The following is a 16,123-nucleotide window of genomic DNA, read 5'->3' as shown; positions in this document are numbered from 1 at the left end:
CGCGACGATGACCGGAGGACTGCACCTCGCGCTCTACTTGAGCGACGCCGGGATCCACGCGGGCGGCTGGCGCCACCCCGCCGCCGACGCGCCCGGTGACCACGGCCTGGACCACTACCGGCGGCTCGCCGAGGCGGCCGAGCGGGCCAAGCTGGACCTGGTGTTCATCGCGGACAAGCTCGCCGTCGACGACATCTACGGCGGGGACTTCGCCGCCGTGCTGGAACACCGGCCGAACACCCACATCGACCCGATCGTGCTGCTGTCGGCGCTGTCGTCGGTGACCGAGCGGATCGGGCTGGCCGCGACGGCGTCGACGACCTACTCGGAGCCGTTCCACGTGGCGCGGATGTTCGCCAGCATCGACCACCTCAGCGGTGGGCGAGCGGCGTGGAACGCGGTGACCTCGGTCAGCGACGGCGAGGCGCGCAACTTCAGCCGGACCGAGCACCTCGACCACGGGACCCGCTACGAGCGGGCGGCGGAGTTCCTCACCGCGGTGCGCGCGCTGTGGGACACCTGGGACGACGGCGCGGTGCTCGCCGACAAGCGGGCCGGGCGGTTCGCCGACTCGGACAAGGTCCGCTACGCCGACCACGACGGGAAGTGGTTCCAGGTCCGCGGACCGCTCACTGTGCCGCGCCCGCCCCAAGGTCGTCCGGTGATCGTCCAAGCGGGGGCGTCCGGGGTGTTCCAGCGGCTCGCGGCAGAGAACGCCGACCTCGTGTTCGCGGTCGCGCCCACCCTGGAACGCGGCGTGGGGTTCTACCGCGGGTTCAAGGAGCAGGTGCGGGAAGCGGGCCGGGCCGAGCACGAGGTCCGGGTGCTGCCGGGGATCATGCCGATCGTCGGCGAGACCGACGAGCACGCCGCGGAGATCGAGCGGGAGCTGCGGTCGCTGGTGCTGCCCATCGCGGGCCTCACCTTCATGTCCGCCAGCATGAACCACGACCTCTCGCGGTATCCGGTGGACGGGCCGGTGCCCGACGTCCGCGACGAGATCCGCGGCAGCAAGGGCCGGTTCCAGCACGTGATCGCCGACGCCGTCGAACGCGGTCTCACGCTCGGCGAGCTCGGCGCGGAATACGCCGCGACGCTGTCGTTCCCGCTGGTGGCCGGATCGCCGGTGACGATCGCGGACGAGTTGCAGCGCTGGCGCGAAGCGGGTGCCTGCGACGGATTCGTCTTGATGCCCGCCTACGTGCCCGGCGGGGTGACGGACTTCTTCGATCACGTGGTCCCGGAACTCCAGCGCCGAGGATTATTCCGCACGGAATACCACGGGCGTACCCTGCGCGATCACCTCGGTGTTGATCGCCCTTGAGCAGCACCGAGGTGATCGCCGGGCGCTTCAGGACTGCTTGCGCCCGACGCCCGCCCAGATCGCGGCCTGGCCGGATTCGCTGAAGTCCAGCTCCGGCGAGAAGTTCGGGCTGCGGTCCTCCGGGTGCCAGTCCGTCGTCCACGCCATGCCCGGTTCGAGCATCTCGAAGTCGCCGAACAGCTCGCGGATCTGCTGCTGGCTGCGCCAGATCACCGGGCTGGAGGAGTTGTCGTACATTTGCTTGATGCCGACGAGCTGCTCGTCGAGCTCCGCGGGCACCCCGTCATCGGTCAGGTGCGACAGCGCCAGGTAGGAGCCGGGCGGGAGGAGCTCCCGGTACCGCTTCATGACCTGCGACGAGATGTCCTCGCCGTCCGGGCCGGGCTGCTGCACGTGCAGCACCGCGATGAGCAGGATGGCGACCGGCTGCTCCAGGTCCAGCACGCCGGTTTCGATCGCGCGCTGCCACAGCCGTTCCGGGTTGCGGAAGTCCGCGTTGATCGCCGCGTGGCGCGCGGGGTCGCCGTGCTTTTCCAGCAGAACCTGGGAATGCGCCACCGCGACCGGTTCGTGGTCGACGTAGACGACCTTGGAGCCCGGTTCCACCTCGTCGGCCACCGAGTGCGTGTTGCCCATCGTGGGCACCCCGGAACCGATGTCGATGAACTGGTGCACCCCGCGGGCCACGAGGTGCCGCACCGCGCGGTGCAGGAAGAGTCGATTGCTGATCGCGATCGGGCGTAACAACGGGTATTCGTCGATCACGTGCTGACCGAATTCGCGGTCGATGGCCCAGTTGGCCTTGCCGCCGAGATACCAGTCGTATACCCGGGCGACGCTCGGTTTGGTCAGATCCGCGCTCTGCGGGGGGAACGGGTCCTCGTCAACATCGCTCATACGTGTGGTCCTTCAGTCACAACCGGGTGATCTTGCGACGAATCGTAACCCCTAGAACGCTGAGCGTGAGCGGGGGCCGTTCGGGTGAAATCTTCGACAACGCGCGTGGTCAGGGGCTTGTCCGGAGCTGGACGCGCGAACGCTGCCGACGGCCCGACCAGGGGCTCGTCCGGCTCGCGCGAGCGGGGAAGGGCCGCTGCCACTCCCTCGGCTCCCGCCGAAAGCGACAATGATCAGAACTTCATCTGCGAGCGGAATTCGGCCGCCAGTCCGCGCAGGAAATCCACCGATTCGTTGAGTTCGAGCGCGGCGCCGCGGATTCGGTCCCACGCGTCGACGAACAGTTCGAAGTCTCCTTCGTCGTCCAGGTAAATACCGCCCGCGGCGTGTTCGATGAACACGAAGTCCTTGGTGGCGTCCGGGAAGCGCATGATCGTGAAGTCGTTCGGCGTGAACGCGAGGCGCACGTCGAACGGCAGCACGTGGACGAAGGTGCGGGAGTAGCGCTCGCCGAGGTCCAGCAGGTGCTCGACCTGGTCGAGGGCGACCGACGGGTTCGGGCCGCCGGGCATCCGCCGGAACGCCGCCTCGCCGATCACGAACCGGTAGTACGGCGGGCGTTCCAGGTCGAACACCTGCTTGCGGTCCTGCCGATTGCGGACCAGCGAGGTCACGTCCGTGGCGCGGTCCTCGCTGAACTGGGTGAGCATGTAGTGCTCGGACTGCAACGGGCCGGGGATCCGTTCGCCGTGCCAGCTGAGGATCTCGCCGGCGGCAGGCTCCAGGTCCGTGAAGGTCCGGAACCAGTGCGGCACCGCCGAGCGGTACCCGGACCACTGCCCGCGCTGCCCGGTGCTCGACCGGGCCAGTTCCAGCATCAGCTCCGACTGGGCGTCACTGCACTGGAAGGCCTCCAGCATGTGCTTGAGTTCGGCCTGCTTGACCGCCACCGCGCCGGACTCGATCTTGTTGACCTTGCCCTGTCGGCAGCCCAGCAGCTCGGCGACCTCTTGCTGGGTCATGCCCGTCGCCATCCGCGCTCGGCGGATCTCGTTGCCGAGCTGTCTGCGCCGCGACGTCACCGTGCTCGGCACTCGGAATCTCCGCTCTACGTTCAAGGTCTCGACCAGCAGATCATGTTAACCGAGCACGCTCACCCGGGCGTGGTCCCCGGCAGGTTGCCGGAGCGATCCGCACATTCACTCTTCAGGGGAATAATCGTCATCGCTTCCCGCGCCGATGGTGATCACGTCAGGTCGAACGCGCCCTCGCGGGTCCCGGACAGGAAGGAACGCCACTGCTCGGCGTCGAAGACCAGGACCCCGTCGGCGATGTTCTTGCTGTCGCGGACTCCGACGTGGCCGCCCGCAACGGGGTGGTTGACCTCAACGCAGTTGCCGCCGTTGGGTCCGCAGCGGTTGGCGGCCGTCCAGCCGTGCCGGGGGAAGTACGAGGTCGTTGGGGCCGGATCCGGTGCGTGCACGTGGCGCTCCCTCCACACTGTTCAGTTCAGCTCGACAATGAGATTAATCCTTGAGTAGGATTAATCTCAAGCACAGGAGGGAGCAATGATGCCCAGCGTTGCGAACAGCTCCGCACACCTCCGGCGTGACCCGGACGCTGCCCTGGAGCAACGCGTGTGGGTGCTGCGCAAGCACCACCGCGTGTCGCTGCGACAGGCGCACGCGATCGTCTCCGTCGACTGGGACGCGGGCCTGGCGCGGACCGCCTGCGGCATGGGACTCCGCCCGGACTCGATCGGCGACGTGCCAGCGGGCGGCTGCATGCCGTGCGTCTCCTGCGTGGCCTCGATGCCGGTGGGAGCGGCTCTGTCCGAGGACTCGGAGCTCTAGTCCCGCGCGGCGGCCTCCCGATGTCATCGGCCGCCACGCACGTCCCGAGATCCCACCACGTCCCGGTTCGGCCCGAGCGCGGCGGTGCGCCGCGAACCCGGTCGCGTCCTGCTCCGCGAGCGCGTTTCCGCCCGCGCAGGACGACGTTCCGCGGCGATCCGGGCGATGGCGACAGCGCCCGTTGATCTGTCCGGAATGGTCAATCGGCTGACCGGGGTTGTCATGACTCAGGTCACGCCGACGTCCTACTCTCTTGCCCTATCCGGCCTCCCCGGCGCGATCCATCCGGGGGAGCGCCGTGAGTGAGGTCCCCGCGGAATCGGCGCGCACGCGCGCCTCGCGGGGTGTTCCGGGTACGAGTCGACGGCGGTCCGATGAGCAGAGACAGCACCTTCGCGACGGTGCGGCGCAGGTTGCTGGGTTCGGCACTGCTGCTGTGCGTCGCGTTGTTCTTGAGCGTGACGGTGGCGACCTACCAAGGCGCCTTCCGGCCGAGCGTGGACGTGGTCCTGCGCGCGGCGTCCACAGGAAACCAGCTGATGCCCGACTCCGAGGTGAAGGTCCGCGGCATGACCGTGGGCCGGGTCGACGAGGTGCGGCCGACGGACGGAGGCGCGGAGCTGCACTTGGCGCTGGAGCCGGACAAGGCGCGGCTGCTGCCGGCGAACGTGTCGGCCCGGCTGCTGCCGCGGACGTTGTTCGGCGAGCGCTACGTGTCGCTGGACGTGCCGGAGCATGCGTCGTCGACGCGGCTGGCCTCGGGCGACGTGATCTCGCAGGACCGGACGCGGGCGTCGGTGGAGCTGGAGACGGTGCTGGCGGACACCATGCCGGTGCTGCAGGCAGTGCACCCGGACGACCTGGCGGTGACGCTGAACTCGCTGGACCAGGCGCTCGACGGCCGGGGTGAAGAGGTCGGTGACACGATCACGCGGCTGAACCAGTACGTCGAGGGGCTCAACCCGTCCTTGCCGCAGCTGCAGGAGAACCTGCGCCAGCTGGTGGGCGTGGCCGAGACCTACGAGCAGGCGGCCCCGGACGTGCTGCAGGCGCTGGGCGACCTGTCGGCGACGTCGCGGACCTTGGTGGCGCAGCAGGAGAACCTGCGGACGCTGACCTCGCAGCTGACCACGACGTCGAACGACGCGACCGGTTTCCTGGAGGCCAACGGGGACGACCTGATCAGGCTCGGGGAGTCGTCGCGGCCTACCGCGGACGTGCTCGCGAAGTACTCCCCGCAGTACCCGTGCCTGCTGCGCAGCCTCACCGGGATCATCCCCCGGATCGACGACGTCTTCGGCGTCGGCAGCGACGAGCCCGGCGCGCACGTCTCGCTGGAAGTGGTGGCCGCGCGGGGCGAGTACGTGCCGGGCGACGAACCGTCCTTCGACGACGAGCGCGGGCCGCGCTGCTACGACTACCCCCCCGGTACCCGGCCGCAGTACCCGCCGGACGGCCCGTTCCAGGACGGTTCCACCGCGCCCACCCCGGCGAATCCGCCGGGCGCGGCTTCCTCAGGCGGGGCGGGCGGACTCGGCCTGGTCAACTCGCCGCAGGAACGCGAGGCGATGTCCACCGTCCTGGCCCCGTCGATGGGAGTTCCGGCGAGCACCGTCCCGCAGTGGGGATCGATGCTGGTGGGACCGGTGCTGCGCGGTGCCGAGGTGAGCTACCGCTGAGACGTCCGCCCGCGGATCCCGCGGGCGGGCCCCGAAACTCCGTCGGGCCGGGGAGGTGCGACCCGGCCCGACGGACCCTTTTCCCGCAACGCGCCCGATGCACTTCGCCGCCGCAGGAGGAGATCTCGTGCGGCGGCGCCTCCGCGTTCGCCCGAACGATTCCTGGAACACCGGATGAGCCGAGGTGGGCGCGCCGGGTCGGTGCGCACCCACCTCGCGATCAAGTTTGCCGCCGCCGGGCGTAGGACATCGGCGTCGTCCCGGTCCACCTCTTGAAGGCGTGGATGAAGCTGGCCGCTTCCGCGTAGCCCAAGCGGATCGCGATGTCGTCCACCGACAGCGCGCCGTCACGCAGCATCCCCTCGGCGAGCGCGGCGCGGACTTCGTCGCGCACCGCTTGGAAGTTGGTGCCTTCGGCGTTGAGCCTGCGGTGCAGCGTGCGGGCCGTGGTGTGCAGCTTGCGCGCCACGTCCTCCATCCCCATCCGCACCCCGTCGGGCCCGAGCATCTGATCGCGCACCTGCTTGGCGAATCCGCTGCGCTCCCGCCTGCCCGCCAGCAGATCCCGGCACTGCGCCTCGCACATCGCCAAGGTGTGCTCGTTCGCCTGCGGCAGCGGCTGGTCCAGGAACGCCGGATCGAGGATGATCACGTCCTGCGGCGCGCCGAACGACGGCACCGTGCCGAAGAACGCCGGTGCCTCGATACCGTCCGGCGGCGGGGGCAGGCTCAGCTCGATCCGCTGCACCGGGATCGGCGCGGGCAGCAGTTCGACCATGATGGTGTGGATCGCGGAGAGGTCCCGCTCCACCAGGAAATCCCGCACGTCCGACGGGATTGCGGAGGCGTCGAGCTCCACCCGCAGTTCCTCGCCCGACCAGCGGATCCGCGGGATGCAGAAGGCGAAGCTCAGCTCCAGGTAGCGCAGCGCCACCGCCATGCCGTCGCGCACCGTCGAACTGCTGATGAACGCGAACCCGAGGATCCCGTACGCGGTCAGGTGGTACTGCAGCCCGGCGAGCATCCCCAGGCCCGGCATGTCGGGCAGCGCGTTGACCAGGTTCCGCACGATGCGCAGCTCTTGGTGCGCGTCGACGGAGAACGAGGGGTCCTCCAATTCCGGTTCGGTGAGCCCGGTACCGCACAACACGGTCTCCGCCGGAACCTGGTACTCGGCGGCGAATCGGGTGAGCAGCAGGGCGCTGATCGGGCTGCGCGGGAAGTCCCAATCCCGGACGACCGGGTCCGGGATGTCGTCGGGTGCGCGCACACCCGTGCTGTGATGCTTGTCGCGTCTATGCGGCATGTCCGGAAGTATCAATCACGTGGCCGCCGACGTCATAGCCCCCACCCCTTTCCCGCTTAACGTGATCGTGACGGACGACACCGTGTAGGCCATTTGCAGGGGAGCAACGCATGACCGCGACCGAGGTCCAAGCCGAGCGGGACGAGATCGAGGCGGCGATCCGCGGCCGGACCGTGCCGAGCCTGCTCGCGGAGATCGCCCGGTCCCGGCCCGACGCGCCGGCGTTCGCCACGACCGACGAGCGCTGGACGTGGTCGCAGGTGCACGGCCGGGTGCTGACCATCGCGGCGGCGCTGCGCTCGCTGGGCCTGGTGCCCGGTGACGTGCTGGGCGTGATGGCGAGCAACCGGCCCGAGCACATCCTCGCGGACCTGGGGGCCTCGACGGCGGGCGCGACGACCACGACGCTGTACGCGACGCTGGCGCCGGAGCAGATCCGCCACGTGGTGGTCGATTCCGGCGCGAAGATCGTCGTCGTGGAGGGCGAGGACGCGTGGCGCCGGTGGCTGCCGGTGCTGGGCGAGCCGACGGAGCTCGGCGTGGTGATCACGCTCGGCGAGATCGGCGACGCACGCCCGGCCGGGTTCACCGGGCAGATCCTGACCTGGGAGGAATTCCTGGAGCTGGGCGCGGCGGTGGACGACGGCTCGTTCTCCCACGACGACCCGGCCGTGCAGGAGCGGATGCGTCCGGGCCCCGAGGACATCGCGGTCCTGATCTACACGTCGGGCACCACCGGCACCTCCAAGGGCGTGGAACTCAGCCACCGCGCGCTGCTCTACGAGGTGGAGGCGTTGGCGCGGGCCGCGGGCCTGCCCGATGAGGTGGTGAGCCTGTCGTACCTGCCGCTGGCGCACATCGCGGAGCGGGTGCTGTCGGTGTACCTGCCGTTGCGGTGCGGCGGGGAGACCCATTTCTGCGCCACCGTCAAGGAATTGCCGCAGCGGCTCGCCGAGGTGCGCCCGACGATCCTGTTCGGCGTGCCGCAGGTGTGGGACAAGTTGCGCACCGGCATCGAGTCGCGGATCGCCGAGCAGGACGGGGTGCGCGGCAAGCTCGGCGCCTGGGCGCTGCGCGCGGCCGAGCAGGGCGCCGCTCCGGATGCCACGGACACGCAGAAGATGCTGGCGCGGCTGGCGCACCGTGCCGTGCTGCACCGCATCCCGGTGGCGCTGGGGCTGGACCGGTGCGCGGTGCGCGCGGTCGGTGCGGCGCCGCTGCCGCCGGGGTTGGAGCGGTTCTTCTCCGGGCTGGGCATGGAGCTGACCGGGGTGTACGGCCTGTCGGAGACCTGCGGCGCGGCGGTGATGCACCGCGCGGGCGATCCGCGTCGGCCGGGCACGGTCGGCGCGGCGATGCCGGGCGTGGAGCTGCGGCTGACCGGTGAGGGCGAGGTGCTGGTGCGCGGGCCGTTGTGCGCCTCCGGCTACCGCAACCTGCCCGAGGCCGACCGGGACCTGTTCACCATGGACGGCTACCTGCGCACCGGCGATCTGGGCTCGCTGGACGACGACGGGATGCTGCGGATCACCGGGCGGCAGAAGGAACTCATCATCACCGCGGGCGGGAAGAACATCAGCCCCGTCGCCGTGGAGTCGCTGCTGGTGGAGCACCCGCTCATCGAGCAGGCGCTGGTGCACGGCGACGGACGCCCGTACCTGGTGGCGCTGCTGATGCCCGACGCGGAGGCCCTGGCGAAGTGGGCCGAGCAGCGCGGGCTCGCCGGGGCGGTCCGGGAGGACCTGCTGGCGAATCCGCAACTGCGCGAGGAGATCCGGCAAGTCGTGGCGTTGGCGAACTCGCGGCTGGCGCGCGTGGAGCACGTCCGCGAGTGGGACTTCGCGCCGACCCAGTGGAGCGAGGACGAAGGTGAGCTCACCCCGACCCGCAAGATCCGCCGCGCCGTGGTCGTCAAGCACAACCGGGAGCACTTGGACGCGCTCTACCCGCGGTGATGCCGAATCCGTCCAGCAGGCGGGAAGACTGAACCTGGCACGTTGACTTTCCGGACGCCCTGCGGCGATGCTGCGGTGGTGAAGGCGATCAAGCGGCTCGTGACGCGGCGGCACGTCGATTTGCGGCGGCACGCCAGCGCGCTGTGTCAGCGCTGACGGTCGCCCCGTTCACCGGTGCCCGGCCTCGCGCCTCGGCCGTCCTCCGGTGATCACGAGCTCGTCCCGCCACGAGCGGTCGTACCCGGAACTCCGGAAAGTCCTCCCGCACGGCGGCTCCTCCCCGCCACGACGGCGATCGCTCCCAGCACGACCACCGGCGGCGCCCCCGCCGCTCCGGTCGCCGCCTCGCGGTCCAGGGGTCCTCGGCCGTGCCCGCACGTCCCCAGGAGCCCGCCATGCGCACCGGCCGCTGGCCGCGCACGGACCTCTCCGTCCGCAGTGGACGGACGTCCCGCGACGGCGACCGCGCACTCCGCCACCGCTTCCACCTGACCGCGCCGCGGCAGCGGACCGGGCTCGAACGGCGCAGGTGATTAGGTTGGGCGGCATGAACGGCTGGCTGAGCACGACCTCGCACTGGGGCGCCTACCGCGCCCGGATCGGCCCGGACGGCGAGCTGGAAGTCGCGCCGCACCCGGCCGACCGGGCGCCGTCGGAGCTGCTCGGCAACGTCGCGAGCGCGACCCGGCACGAGACGCGCATCGCGCGCCCGGCGATCCGGCGCGGCTGGCTGGAGAACGGTCCAGGGCCGTCCGACCGGCGCGGGCGGGAGGAATTCGTCGAAGTCGGCTGGGACACCGCGCTCGACCTCGTCGCCACCGAACTGCGCCGCGTCCGCGAGCAGCACGGCAACCAGGCGATCTTCGGCGGGTCCTACGGCTGGGCCAGCGCGGGCCGGTTCCACCACGCGCAGAGCCAGCTGCACCGGTTCCTCAACACCATCGGCGGCTACACGGCCTCGCGGAACTCCTACAGCCTCGGCACCTCGATGGTGCTGCTGCCGCACCTCGTGGGCGACGCCGACACGTACCTCCGCCGAGCCGACGGCTGGGACACCATCCGGCGCCACACCGACCTGGTCGTCGCGTTCGGCGGGCTGCCGCCGAAGAACGTCTCCGTCACGCCCGGTGGAGTCACCCGGCACACCAGCTCCGAAGTCCTCGCCGACTGGGACGGCTCGGGCGTGGACCTGGAGGTGATCAGCCCGCTCGGCACCGACCTGCCCGACTCCCGGCGGGCGCGGTGGACCCAAGTGCGCCCCGCGACCGACGTCGCGCTGATGCTGGGGCTCGCGCACACGTTGCTCACCGAAGGGCTGCACGACCAGGACTTCCTGGACCGGTGCACCACCGGCTTCGACGAGTTCGCCGGGTACGTGCTCGGCAAGGGCGGCCCGGAACGGGACGCCGAGTGGGCGAGCGCGCTGTGCGGCGTGCCCGCCGACGACATCCGCGACCTCGCCCGACGGATGGCCGCCCGGCGCACGCTGATCACCGTCAGCTGGTCGCTGCAACGCATCGAGCACGGCGAGCAGCCGGTGTGGGCCGCACTGGCGCTGGCGGCGATGCTCGGCGACATCGGCCTGCCCGGCGGGGGATTCGGCCACGGCTACGGCTCCATCGGCGACGTCGGGGACACCGGGCCGCTGCTGCCGCTGCCGACCCTGCCGCAAGGCGCCAACCCGGTCTCGGAGTTCATCCCCGTGGCCCGGATCTCCGACCTGCTGCTGCACCCCGGCGAGGAGTTCGACTACGACGGGCGGCGGCTCACCTACCCGGACATCCGCGCGGTGTACTGGGCGGGCGGCAACCCGTTCCACCACCACCAGGACCTCAACCGGTTGCGCCGCGCCTTCGGCAGGCCCGACACGGTGATCGTGCACGAGCCGCACTGGACGGCCACCGCCCGGCACGCGGACGTGGTGCTGCCGGTGACGACCACGCTGGAACGCGAGGACATCGGCGGTGGCCGGCGCGACACGCACCTGATCGCGATGCAGCGGATCCTGGACCCCGTCGGGCAGGCCCGCGACGACCACGACGTGTTCCGCGGGCTCGCCGAACGGCTCGGCGTAGGCTCCGCGTTCACCGCCGACCGCACCCCGCGCGAGTGGCTCGCGCACCTCTACGGGCAGTGGCGGGAGGCGCTCGCGGGCGAAGGCCACGAGGTGCCCGCGTTCGAGGAGTTCTGGCGCGCCGGTGAGCTGCCGCTGCCCGCGCGCCCGCAAACGACACCGCTCGCCGAGTTCCGCGCCGACCCGGGATCCCGCCCGCTGGCCACCCCCAGCGGGCGCATCGAACTGTTCTCCGCGCGCATCGCCGGATTCGGGCTGCCCGGCCTGCCGGGGCACCCGGTGTGGCGGGAACCGGCCGAAGGGCTCGACCACGACCGGTTCCCGCTGCAGCTGATCGCGCACCAGCCGCGCACCCGGCTGCACGGGCAGGGCGACGTCGGCGCCGTCAGCCGAGCCGACAAGGTCGACGGCCGCGAACCGATCCGGCTGCACCTCGACGACGCCGCCGCCCGCGGCATCACCGACGGCGCGGTGGTGCGCGTGTTCAACGACCGCGGCGCCTGCCTCGCCGGCGCCCGGCTCACCACCGACGTGCTGCCCGGAGTGGTCGTGCTCGCCACCGGCGCCTGGTACGACCCCGTCGACGACCCGGCGCAGCCCGGCGGCTCGCTGTGCGTGCACGGCAACCCGAACGTGCTCACCGCCGACCGGCCGACCTCGCCGCTGTCGCAGGGCTGCTCCGGGCAGCAGACCAGGGTCGAGGTCGAACCCGGTGCGGGCGAACCGCCGCCGCTGAGCTGCGTGCGCCCGCCGCGGCTCGTCCCCGAACAGGAAGGCACCCGGTGACCCGCACCACCGACGACGCCCCGGCGGCTCGGCTCGCCCGGTCCGCGGGAACGACGCCCGAATTTACGGCGGCGCTGGGGCGCATCGCCGAGCGGGCCGCCGACCACGACCGCGACGGCACCTTCCCGCACGAGGGGTTCGCGGACCTGCACGCCACGGGCGCGCTGAACGTCACCCTGCCCACCGGGTCCGGCGGCGGGGGAGCGGGGCTCGCCCAGGTCGTGCCGGTGGTGCGGGCGGTCGGCGCCGCCGACCCGTCGGTCGCGCTGGTGCTCGCGATGCACCTGCTCAACCACGTCGACCTGCGCGAACCAGGCAACCCCTGGCCCCGGCACGTGCGCCGCGAGGTGCAGCGCAGCTCCCTCGGCGGAGTGGCGCTGATCAACGCGCTGCGGGTCGAACCGGACCTGGGCACCCCGGCGCGCGGCGGCCTGCCCGCCACCACCGCCGAGCGCACCGCCGACGGCTGGGCGCTGCGCGGTCACAAGACCTACTCCACCGGCATCCCCGGGCTGCGCTGGCTGCTGGTGTGGGCGCGCACCGACGAACCCGAACCCAGGGTCGGCGCGTTCCTGGTACCGCGCGAAGCCGGGAACTACCGGATCGAGCGGACCTGGAACCACCTCGGCATGCGCGGCACCCGCAGCGACGACGTGCTCTTCGAAGGAACCCGGATCCCCGCCGAACACGCCGTGGACCTGCACCGCCCGGACGCGCCGGGGCGGAACGCGGGTGTGCTCGGCACCTGGAGCCCGGTGGTGCTCAGCGCCCTCTACGACGGAGTGGCGCGCGCCGCCCGCGACTGGCTCGTCGGCTACCTCAACGAGCGGACCCCGGCGAACCTGGGCAAGCCGCTGGCGAGCCTGCCGCGGTTCCAGCAGGCGGTCGGCCGGATCGAGACCTTGCTGCTGAGCAACGCTTCCCTGTTGGACTCCGCCGCGCGGGCGGTCGACGAAGGGGAACAATCCGCCGGGCAGGCCGGACTCGCCAAACACGCCGTCACCACGAATGCGATTCGGGCCGTGGAACTCGGTATCGAACTCATCGGGAATCCCGGACTTTCCCGGAACAACCCGATCGAGCGACACTACCGGAACGTGTTGTGCAGCCGGATTCACACCCCGCAGGACGACACCGCGCTCACTGCTGCCGGTACCGCCGCGCTGACCGTCTGAACTGGACGTTCGACTTCTTTTTGATAACCGCTCGATCACGGGTCGCTGAGAGGAAGCTGAGTTCTCCCGCTGATTCCCTCAGCCGTGTCGTTAACCGGTGTGGCGACCCCAACACGGAGGTTGATGCTGCGTCGTTGCGGTAAGGGCGCCCGCTATTCTCCGGGGCGTGCTCAATGCGGAGAAAGACGACACCGATCACGCGGAGGCGGAATCCGCGCCGTCCTCGGAGGCCGATCGGCCTCGGACGGACCGACGGCTCCGGCGGTTGCGGCTGATCGCGACCGTCCTCGGCGTCCTCGGCACGGTGCTGTCGCTCTCCGTCCCGTTCCTGCCGGTCCACCACGACATCACGACGTTGCGCTGGCCCACCGCCAGCGGCACCACGTCGGTCTCGGCACCGCTGACGACGTTCGCCCCGGTGTGGCTCGAAGCGGACGTGCCGTGCGCGAGCGCCCGCAGCCTCGACGCCCGCAGCGACCGACCGGCGAACCTGCTGAGCACGAACCCGCCGAACTCCGACAACGGCAGGCTCACCGGGATGAGCCTGACGGTCGACCGCGGGCAGCTGACGCTGCTGTCCCAGGGCCGCCAGGTCAACACCATGGCCATCCCCGAGGACGACTGCACGCTGGAGGTGCGCAACGACGCGGTCGGGTTCAAGGCCGGCTTCGGCGAGGACCGCTGGCTGACCAACATCGCCGGTGACCACCGACCGCAGGTCACCGGGATCTACTCGGACCTCAACGCCCGCGCCGACGACGTCTCCGGGCTGCGCTTCGAAGCGCGGGTCGACAACCGCTTCGAGAGCTCCCCGACGGCGCTGAAGCTGACGGTGATCGCCCTGGCGGTGCTCGCGTTCATCGGCTCCGTGGTGTGCCTGCGCCGCCTCGACAAGCGCGCCGGGCGCCGCCCGCCCCGGTGGGTGCAGCCCGGCTGGTGGAAGCCGACCGCTCGGGACGTGGCGGTGCTCGGCTCGCTCGTGGTCTGGTGGCTGATCGGCGCGATGAGCTCCGACGACGGCTACACGATGGCCATCGCGCGGGCGCGGGAGTCCGCCGGGTACGTCAGCAACTACTACCGCTGGTTCGCCAACCCCGAGGCGCCGTGGGGCTGGTTCTACGAGGTCTACGCGTTGTGGGTGCAGGTGTCCACTGCGGTGCCGTGGGTGCGGCTGCCCTCGTTGCTGATGGCCTGCGCGAGCTGGCTGCTGATCAGCCGGGAGGTGCTGCCGAGGCTGGGCCAGCAGGTCCGGCGCAGCAACGCCGCCGGGTGGGCCGCCGCGGCCGTGTTCCTTGCGTTCTGGCTGCCCTACAACAACGGCCTGCGCTCCGAGCCGGTCATCGTGGTGTTCTCGCTGCTCGCGCTGTGCGCGGTGGAGCGCGCCGTCGCGACCAGCCGGTTGATGCCCGCCGCGCTCGGCCTGGTGGTGGCCGCGCTCGCCGTCGGAGCGGGCCCGCACGGGATCGTGGCGGTGCTGCCGTTCGTCGCGGCGCTCAAGCCGCTGATCAAGCTGGTGTCGCGGCGGGCCAAGGAGTTCGGCTGGTTGCCGGTGCTCGCGCCGATCTCCGCGTCCGGCTTCGTGATCCTGACCTGGTTGCTCTGGGACCAGACCTGGCAGTCGATCATGGACGCCACCGCGTTGAAGATCGACCTGGGCCCGAGCGAGAAGTGGTACCAGGAGCTCAACCGCTACAACATGCTGTTCAGCCAGATCCCGGACGGCTCGCTGACGCGGCGGTTCCCGGTGCTGCTGGTGATGCTGTGCCTGGCGACCTGCGCGGTCGTGCTCCTGCGGCGCAACCGGATCCGCGGCGCCGCGCTCGGCCCGAGCCGCAGGCTGCTGGCGGTGGCGGCGATGTCGTTCGTCGCGCTCGCGCTCACCCAGACCAAGCACACCCACCACTTCGGCATCTTCGCCGCGGTCGGCGGGGCCGTCGCCGCGCTCACCGCGCTCGCCACCAGCACCACGGTGCTGCGGTCCCGGCGCAACCGGGCCGCGTTCTTCTCCGGGCTCATGGTGATCTCGGCGTTCTCCGCGACCGGGCCGAACGCCTGGTGGTACGTGTCGGGCTGGGGCGTGCCCTGGTACGACATGCCGCCCCGGATCGACGGACGCAACGCCAGCACCATCCTGCTCGGCATCGCCGCCATCGCCGCCGTCGTCGCGCTGGTGGAACACCTGCGCGGCGACCGCAGCCTGGCCCCGCCCAACGGGGTCGAACACCGCAGCCGGGCGCTGCGCCTCGGCACCGCTCCGCTGTCGCTGATCTGCGCGCTGCTGATCCTCGGTGAGCTCGCCGCGTTCGGGAAGGCCATCCAGGAACGCGAAGGCGGCTACAGCATGGGCGCCGACAACATCAAGCAGCTCACCGGCGGCAGCTGCGGGCTCTCCGACTACATCTACGTGGAGACGAACCCGCAGGCCGGGATGCTCAAGGTCGCCCAGGAACAGCCCACGGAACCGGCGCCCGCGTTCTCCCCGGACGTCCCGGTGCCCTCCAAGCGCCTCGAAGGCGAGGAGACTCCCGAGGAGTACCTGAAGGCGAAGCTGACCGGCTTCAACCGCGACGGCACCCCGCCCGGACCGAGCGGCGTCGCCGACGAATGGCGCCCGCCGTACCAGTTCGGCGGCGACAACGCCCCGGTGTGGGGCAGCTTCACCCCGCAGGGCACCGGCGAACTGCGCACCCAGTGGTACGACGTGCCCGAGCGCGCCTCGAACGGCGAGGTCCCGATCGTGCTGGCGATGGCGGGGATCGAAGGCGGTGCGAACTCGCTGGCGGTGGAGTTCGGCAAGGACACCGACCAGGGCTTCCAGATCACCGCCCGCCGCTACCTGCTGCAGGCCGGGGGCCCGTCCTGGCGGGACCACCGCCTCGTCGTGGACGGCGATGCGAAGGACACCACCAAGATGCGCATCGTCGCCGTCGACCGGTCCGTGTCGGCGCGCGGCTGGCAGGCGGTCAGCGCCCCGCGCGCACCGCAGCTGACGAACATGACCGACGTCGTCGGCGACAGCCCCACCTACGTGGAGTGGCCGGCCGCGCTGGTGCACCCGTGCCTGCAGATCTCCG

At 71.2% G+C, this 16,123-nt stretch carries 13 protein-coding genes; 9 read left to right on the top strand and 4 right to left on the bottom strand.

Going from position 1 to position 16,123, the window contains the following annotated elements; all coding sequences use genetic code 11:
- The first annotated feature begins 7 nt into the window (after positions 1 to 7).
- Complete coding sequence (locus OOZ19_RS06910) at positions 8 to 1,324, top strand: LLM class flavin-dependent oxidoreductase (RefSeq protein WP_266089173.1); 1,317 nt, start codon at positions 8 to 10, stop codon at positions 1,322 to 1,324.
- Between the two features lie 27 nt (positions 1,325 to 1,351).
- On the opposite strand, the gene OOZ19_RS06905 is transcribed toward OOZ19_RS06910, so the two are convergent.
- From OOZ19_RS06905 to OOZ19_RS06895, 3 genes are all read right to left on the bottom strand, one after another.
- Entirely contained in the window at positions 1,352 to 2,221 is an 870-nt protein-coding gene (locus tag OOZ19_RS06905) for an SAM-dependent methyltransferase (RefSeq protein WP_266089172.1), read from the bottom strand.
- 233 nt (positions 2,222 to 2,454) lie between these two features.
- Positions 2,455 to 3,315 (bottom strand): helix-turn-helix domain-containing protein, encoded by an 861-nt coding sequence (locus OOZ19_RS06900; protein WP_266089171.1) that lies wholly within the window; start codon positions 3,313 to 3,315, stop codon positions 2,455 to 2,457.
- A 152-nt stretch (positions 3,316 to 3,467) separates the two neighbouring features.
- A complete protein-coding gene (locus tag OOZ19_RS06895) occupies positions 3,468 to 3,704 on the bottom strand; it encodes a DUF397 domain-containing protein (RefSeq protein ID WP_266089170.1) in 237 nt (78 codons plus the stop codon).
- An 85-nt stretch (positions 3,705 to 3,789) separates the two neighbouring features.
- Between OOZ19_RS06895 and OOZ19_RS06890 the strand changes: the two genes are divergently transcribed.
- A complete protein-coding gene (locus tag OOZ19_RS06890; protein ID WP_266089169.1) occupies positions 3,790 to 4,074 on the top strand; it encodes a hypothetical protein in 285 nt (94 codons plus the stop codon).
- Positions 4,075 to 4,448: 374 nt separating this feature from the next.
- Positions 4,449 to 5,753: an MCE family protein gene (locus OOZ19_RS06885; protein ID WP_266089168.1), complete on the top strand. Its 1,305-nt coding sequence runs from the start codon at positions 4,449 to 4,451 to the stop codon at positions 5,751 to 5,753.
- A gap of 220 nt (positions 5,754 to 5,973) precedes the next feature.
- On the opposite strand, the gene OOZ19_RS06880 is transcribed toward OOZ19_RS06885, so the two are convergent.
- Positions 5,974 to 7,059, bottom strand: a complete 1,086-nt coding sequence (locus OOZ19_RS06880; RefSeq protein ID WP_266089167.1) for an AraC family transcriptional regulator — start codon at positions 7,057 to 7,059, stop codon at positions 5,974 to 5,976.
- Between the two features lie 110 nt (positions 7,060 to 7,169).
- Here OOZ19_RS06880 and OOZ19_RS06875 point away from each other — a divergent pair, with 110 nt between their 5' ends.
- The 6 genes from OOZ19_RS06875 to OOZ19_RS06855 form a co-directional block, all read left to right on the top strand.
- Positions 7,170 to 9,014 carry an AMP-dependent synthetase/ligase gene (locus OOZ19_RS06875; protein WP_266089166.1) on the top strand — a complete coding sequence of 615 codons (1,845 nt, stop codon included), beginning with the start codon at positions 7,170 to 7,172 and terminating at the stop codon, positions 9,012 to 9,014.
- Between the two features lie 75 nt (positions 9,015 to 9,089).
- On the top strand, positions 9,090 to 9,170 hold the full coding sequence (locus tag OOZ19_RS30135) for a putative leader peptide (RefSeq protein WP_416309410.1): 81 nt from the start codon (positions 9,090 to 9,092) through the stop codon (positions 9,168 to 9,170).
- 239 nt (positions 9,171 to 9,409) lie between these two features.
- On the top strand, positions 9,410 to 9,547 hold the full coding sequence (locus OOZ19_RS06870; RefSeq protein ID WP_266089165.1) for a hypothetical protein: 138 nt from the start codon (positions 9,410 to 9,412) through the stop codon (positions 9,545 to 9,547).
- A gap of 14 nt (positions 9,548 to 9,561) precedes the next feature.
- The gene (locus OOZ19_RS06865) at positions 9,562 to 11,874 is read left to right on the top strand and encodes a molybdopterin-dependent oxidoreductase (protein ID WP_266089164.1); all 2,313 of its coding nucleotides are present in this window, start codon (positions 9,562 to 9,564) and stop codon (positions 11,872 to 11,874) included.
- Entirely contained in the window at positions 11,871 to 13,049 is a 1,179-nt protein-coding gene (locus OOZ19_RS06860) for an acyl-CoA dehydrogenase family protein (RefSeq protein WP_266089163.1), read from the top strand. The genes OOZ19_RS06865 and OOZ19_RS06860 overlap by 4 nt, the downstream gene beginning before the upstream one ends.
- Before the next feature lie 166 nt (positions 13,050 to 13,215).
- A partial coding sequence (locus tag OOZ19_RS06855) for an arabinosyltransferase domain-containing protein (RefSeq protein WP_416309404.1) occupies positions 13,216 to 16,123 on the top strand: 2,908 nt, incomplete at its 3' end.

It is taken from the genome of Saccharopolyspora sp. NFXS83 (assembly GCF_026241095.1).
GTDB lineage: Bacteria > Actinomycetota > Actinomycetes > Mycobacteriales > Pseudonocardiaceae > Saccharopolyspora_C.
This window is presented reverse-complemented; position numbering and strand designations above follow the sequence as displayed.

What these genes read in the sequence shown, in the direction of transcription:
- OOZ19_RS06870 (WP_266089165.1), top strand. Translation starts at nt 9,410, where the DNA reads ATGCGCACCGGCCGCTGGCCGCGCACGGACCTCTCCGTCCGCAGTGGA.
- OOZ19_RS06880 (WP_266089167.1), bottom strand. Translation starts at nt 7,059, where the DNA reads ATGCCGCATAGACGCGACAAGCATCACAGCACGGGTGTGCGCGCACCC.
- OOZ19_RS06905 (WP_266089172.1), bottom strand. Translation starts at nt 2,221, where the DNA reads ATGAGCGATGTTGACGAGGACCCGTTCCCCCCGCAGAGCGCGGATCTG.
- OOZ19_RS06885 (WP_266089168.1), top strand. Translation starts at nt 4,449, where the DNA reads ATGAGCAGAGACAGCACCTTCGCGACGGTGCGGCGCAGGTTGCTGGGT.
- OOZ19_RS06865 (WP_266089164.1), top strand. Translation starts at nt 9,562, where the DNA reads ATGAACGGCTGGCTGAGCACGACCTCGCACTGGGGCGCCTACCGCGCC.
- OOZ19_RS06875 (WP_266089166.1), top strand. Translation starts at nt 7,170, where the DNA reads ATGACCGCGACCGAGGTCCAAGCCGAGCGGGACGAGATCGAGGCGGCG.
- OOZ19_RS06890 (WP_266089169.1), top strand. Translation starts at nt 3,790, where the DNA reads ATGATGCCCAGCGTTGCGAACAGCTCCGCACACCTCCGGCGTGACCCG.
- OOZ19_RS06910 (WP_266089173.1), top strand. Translation starts at nt 8, where the DNA reads ATGACCGGAGGACTGCACCTCGCGCTCTACTTGAGCGACGCCGGGATC.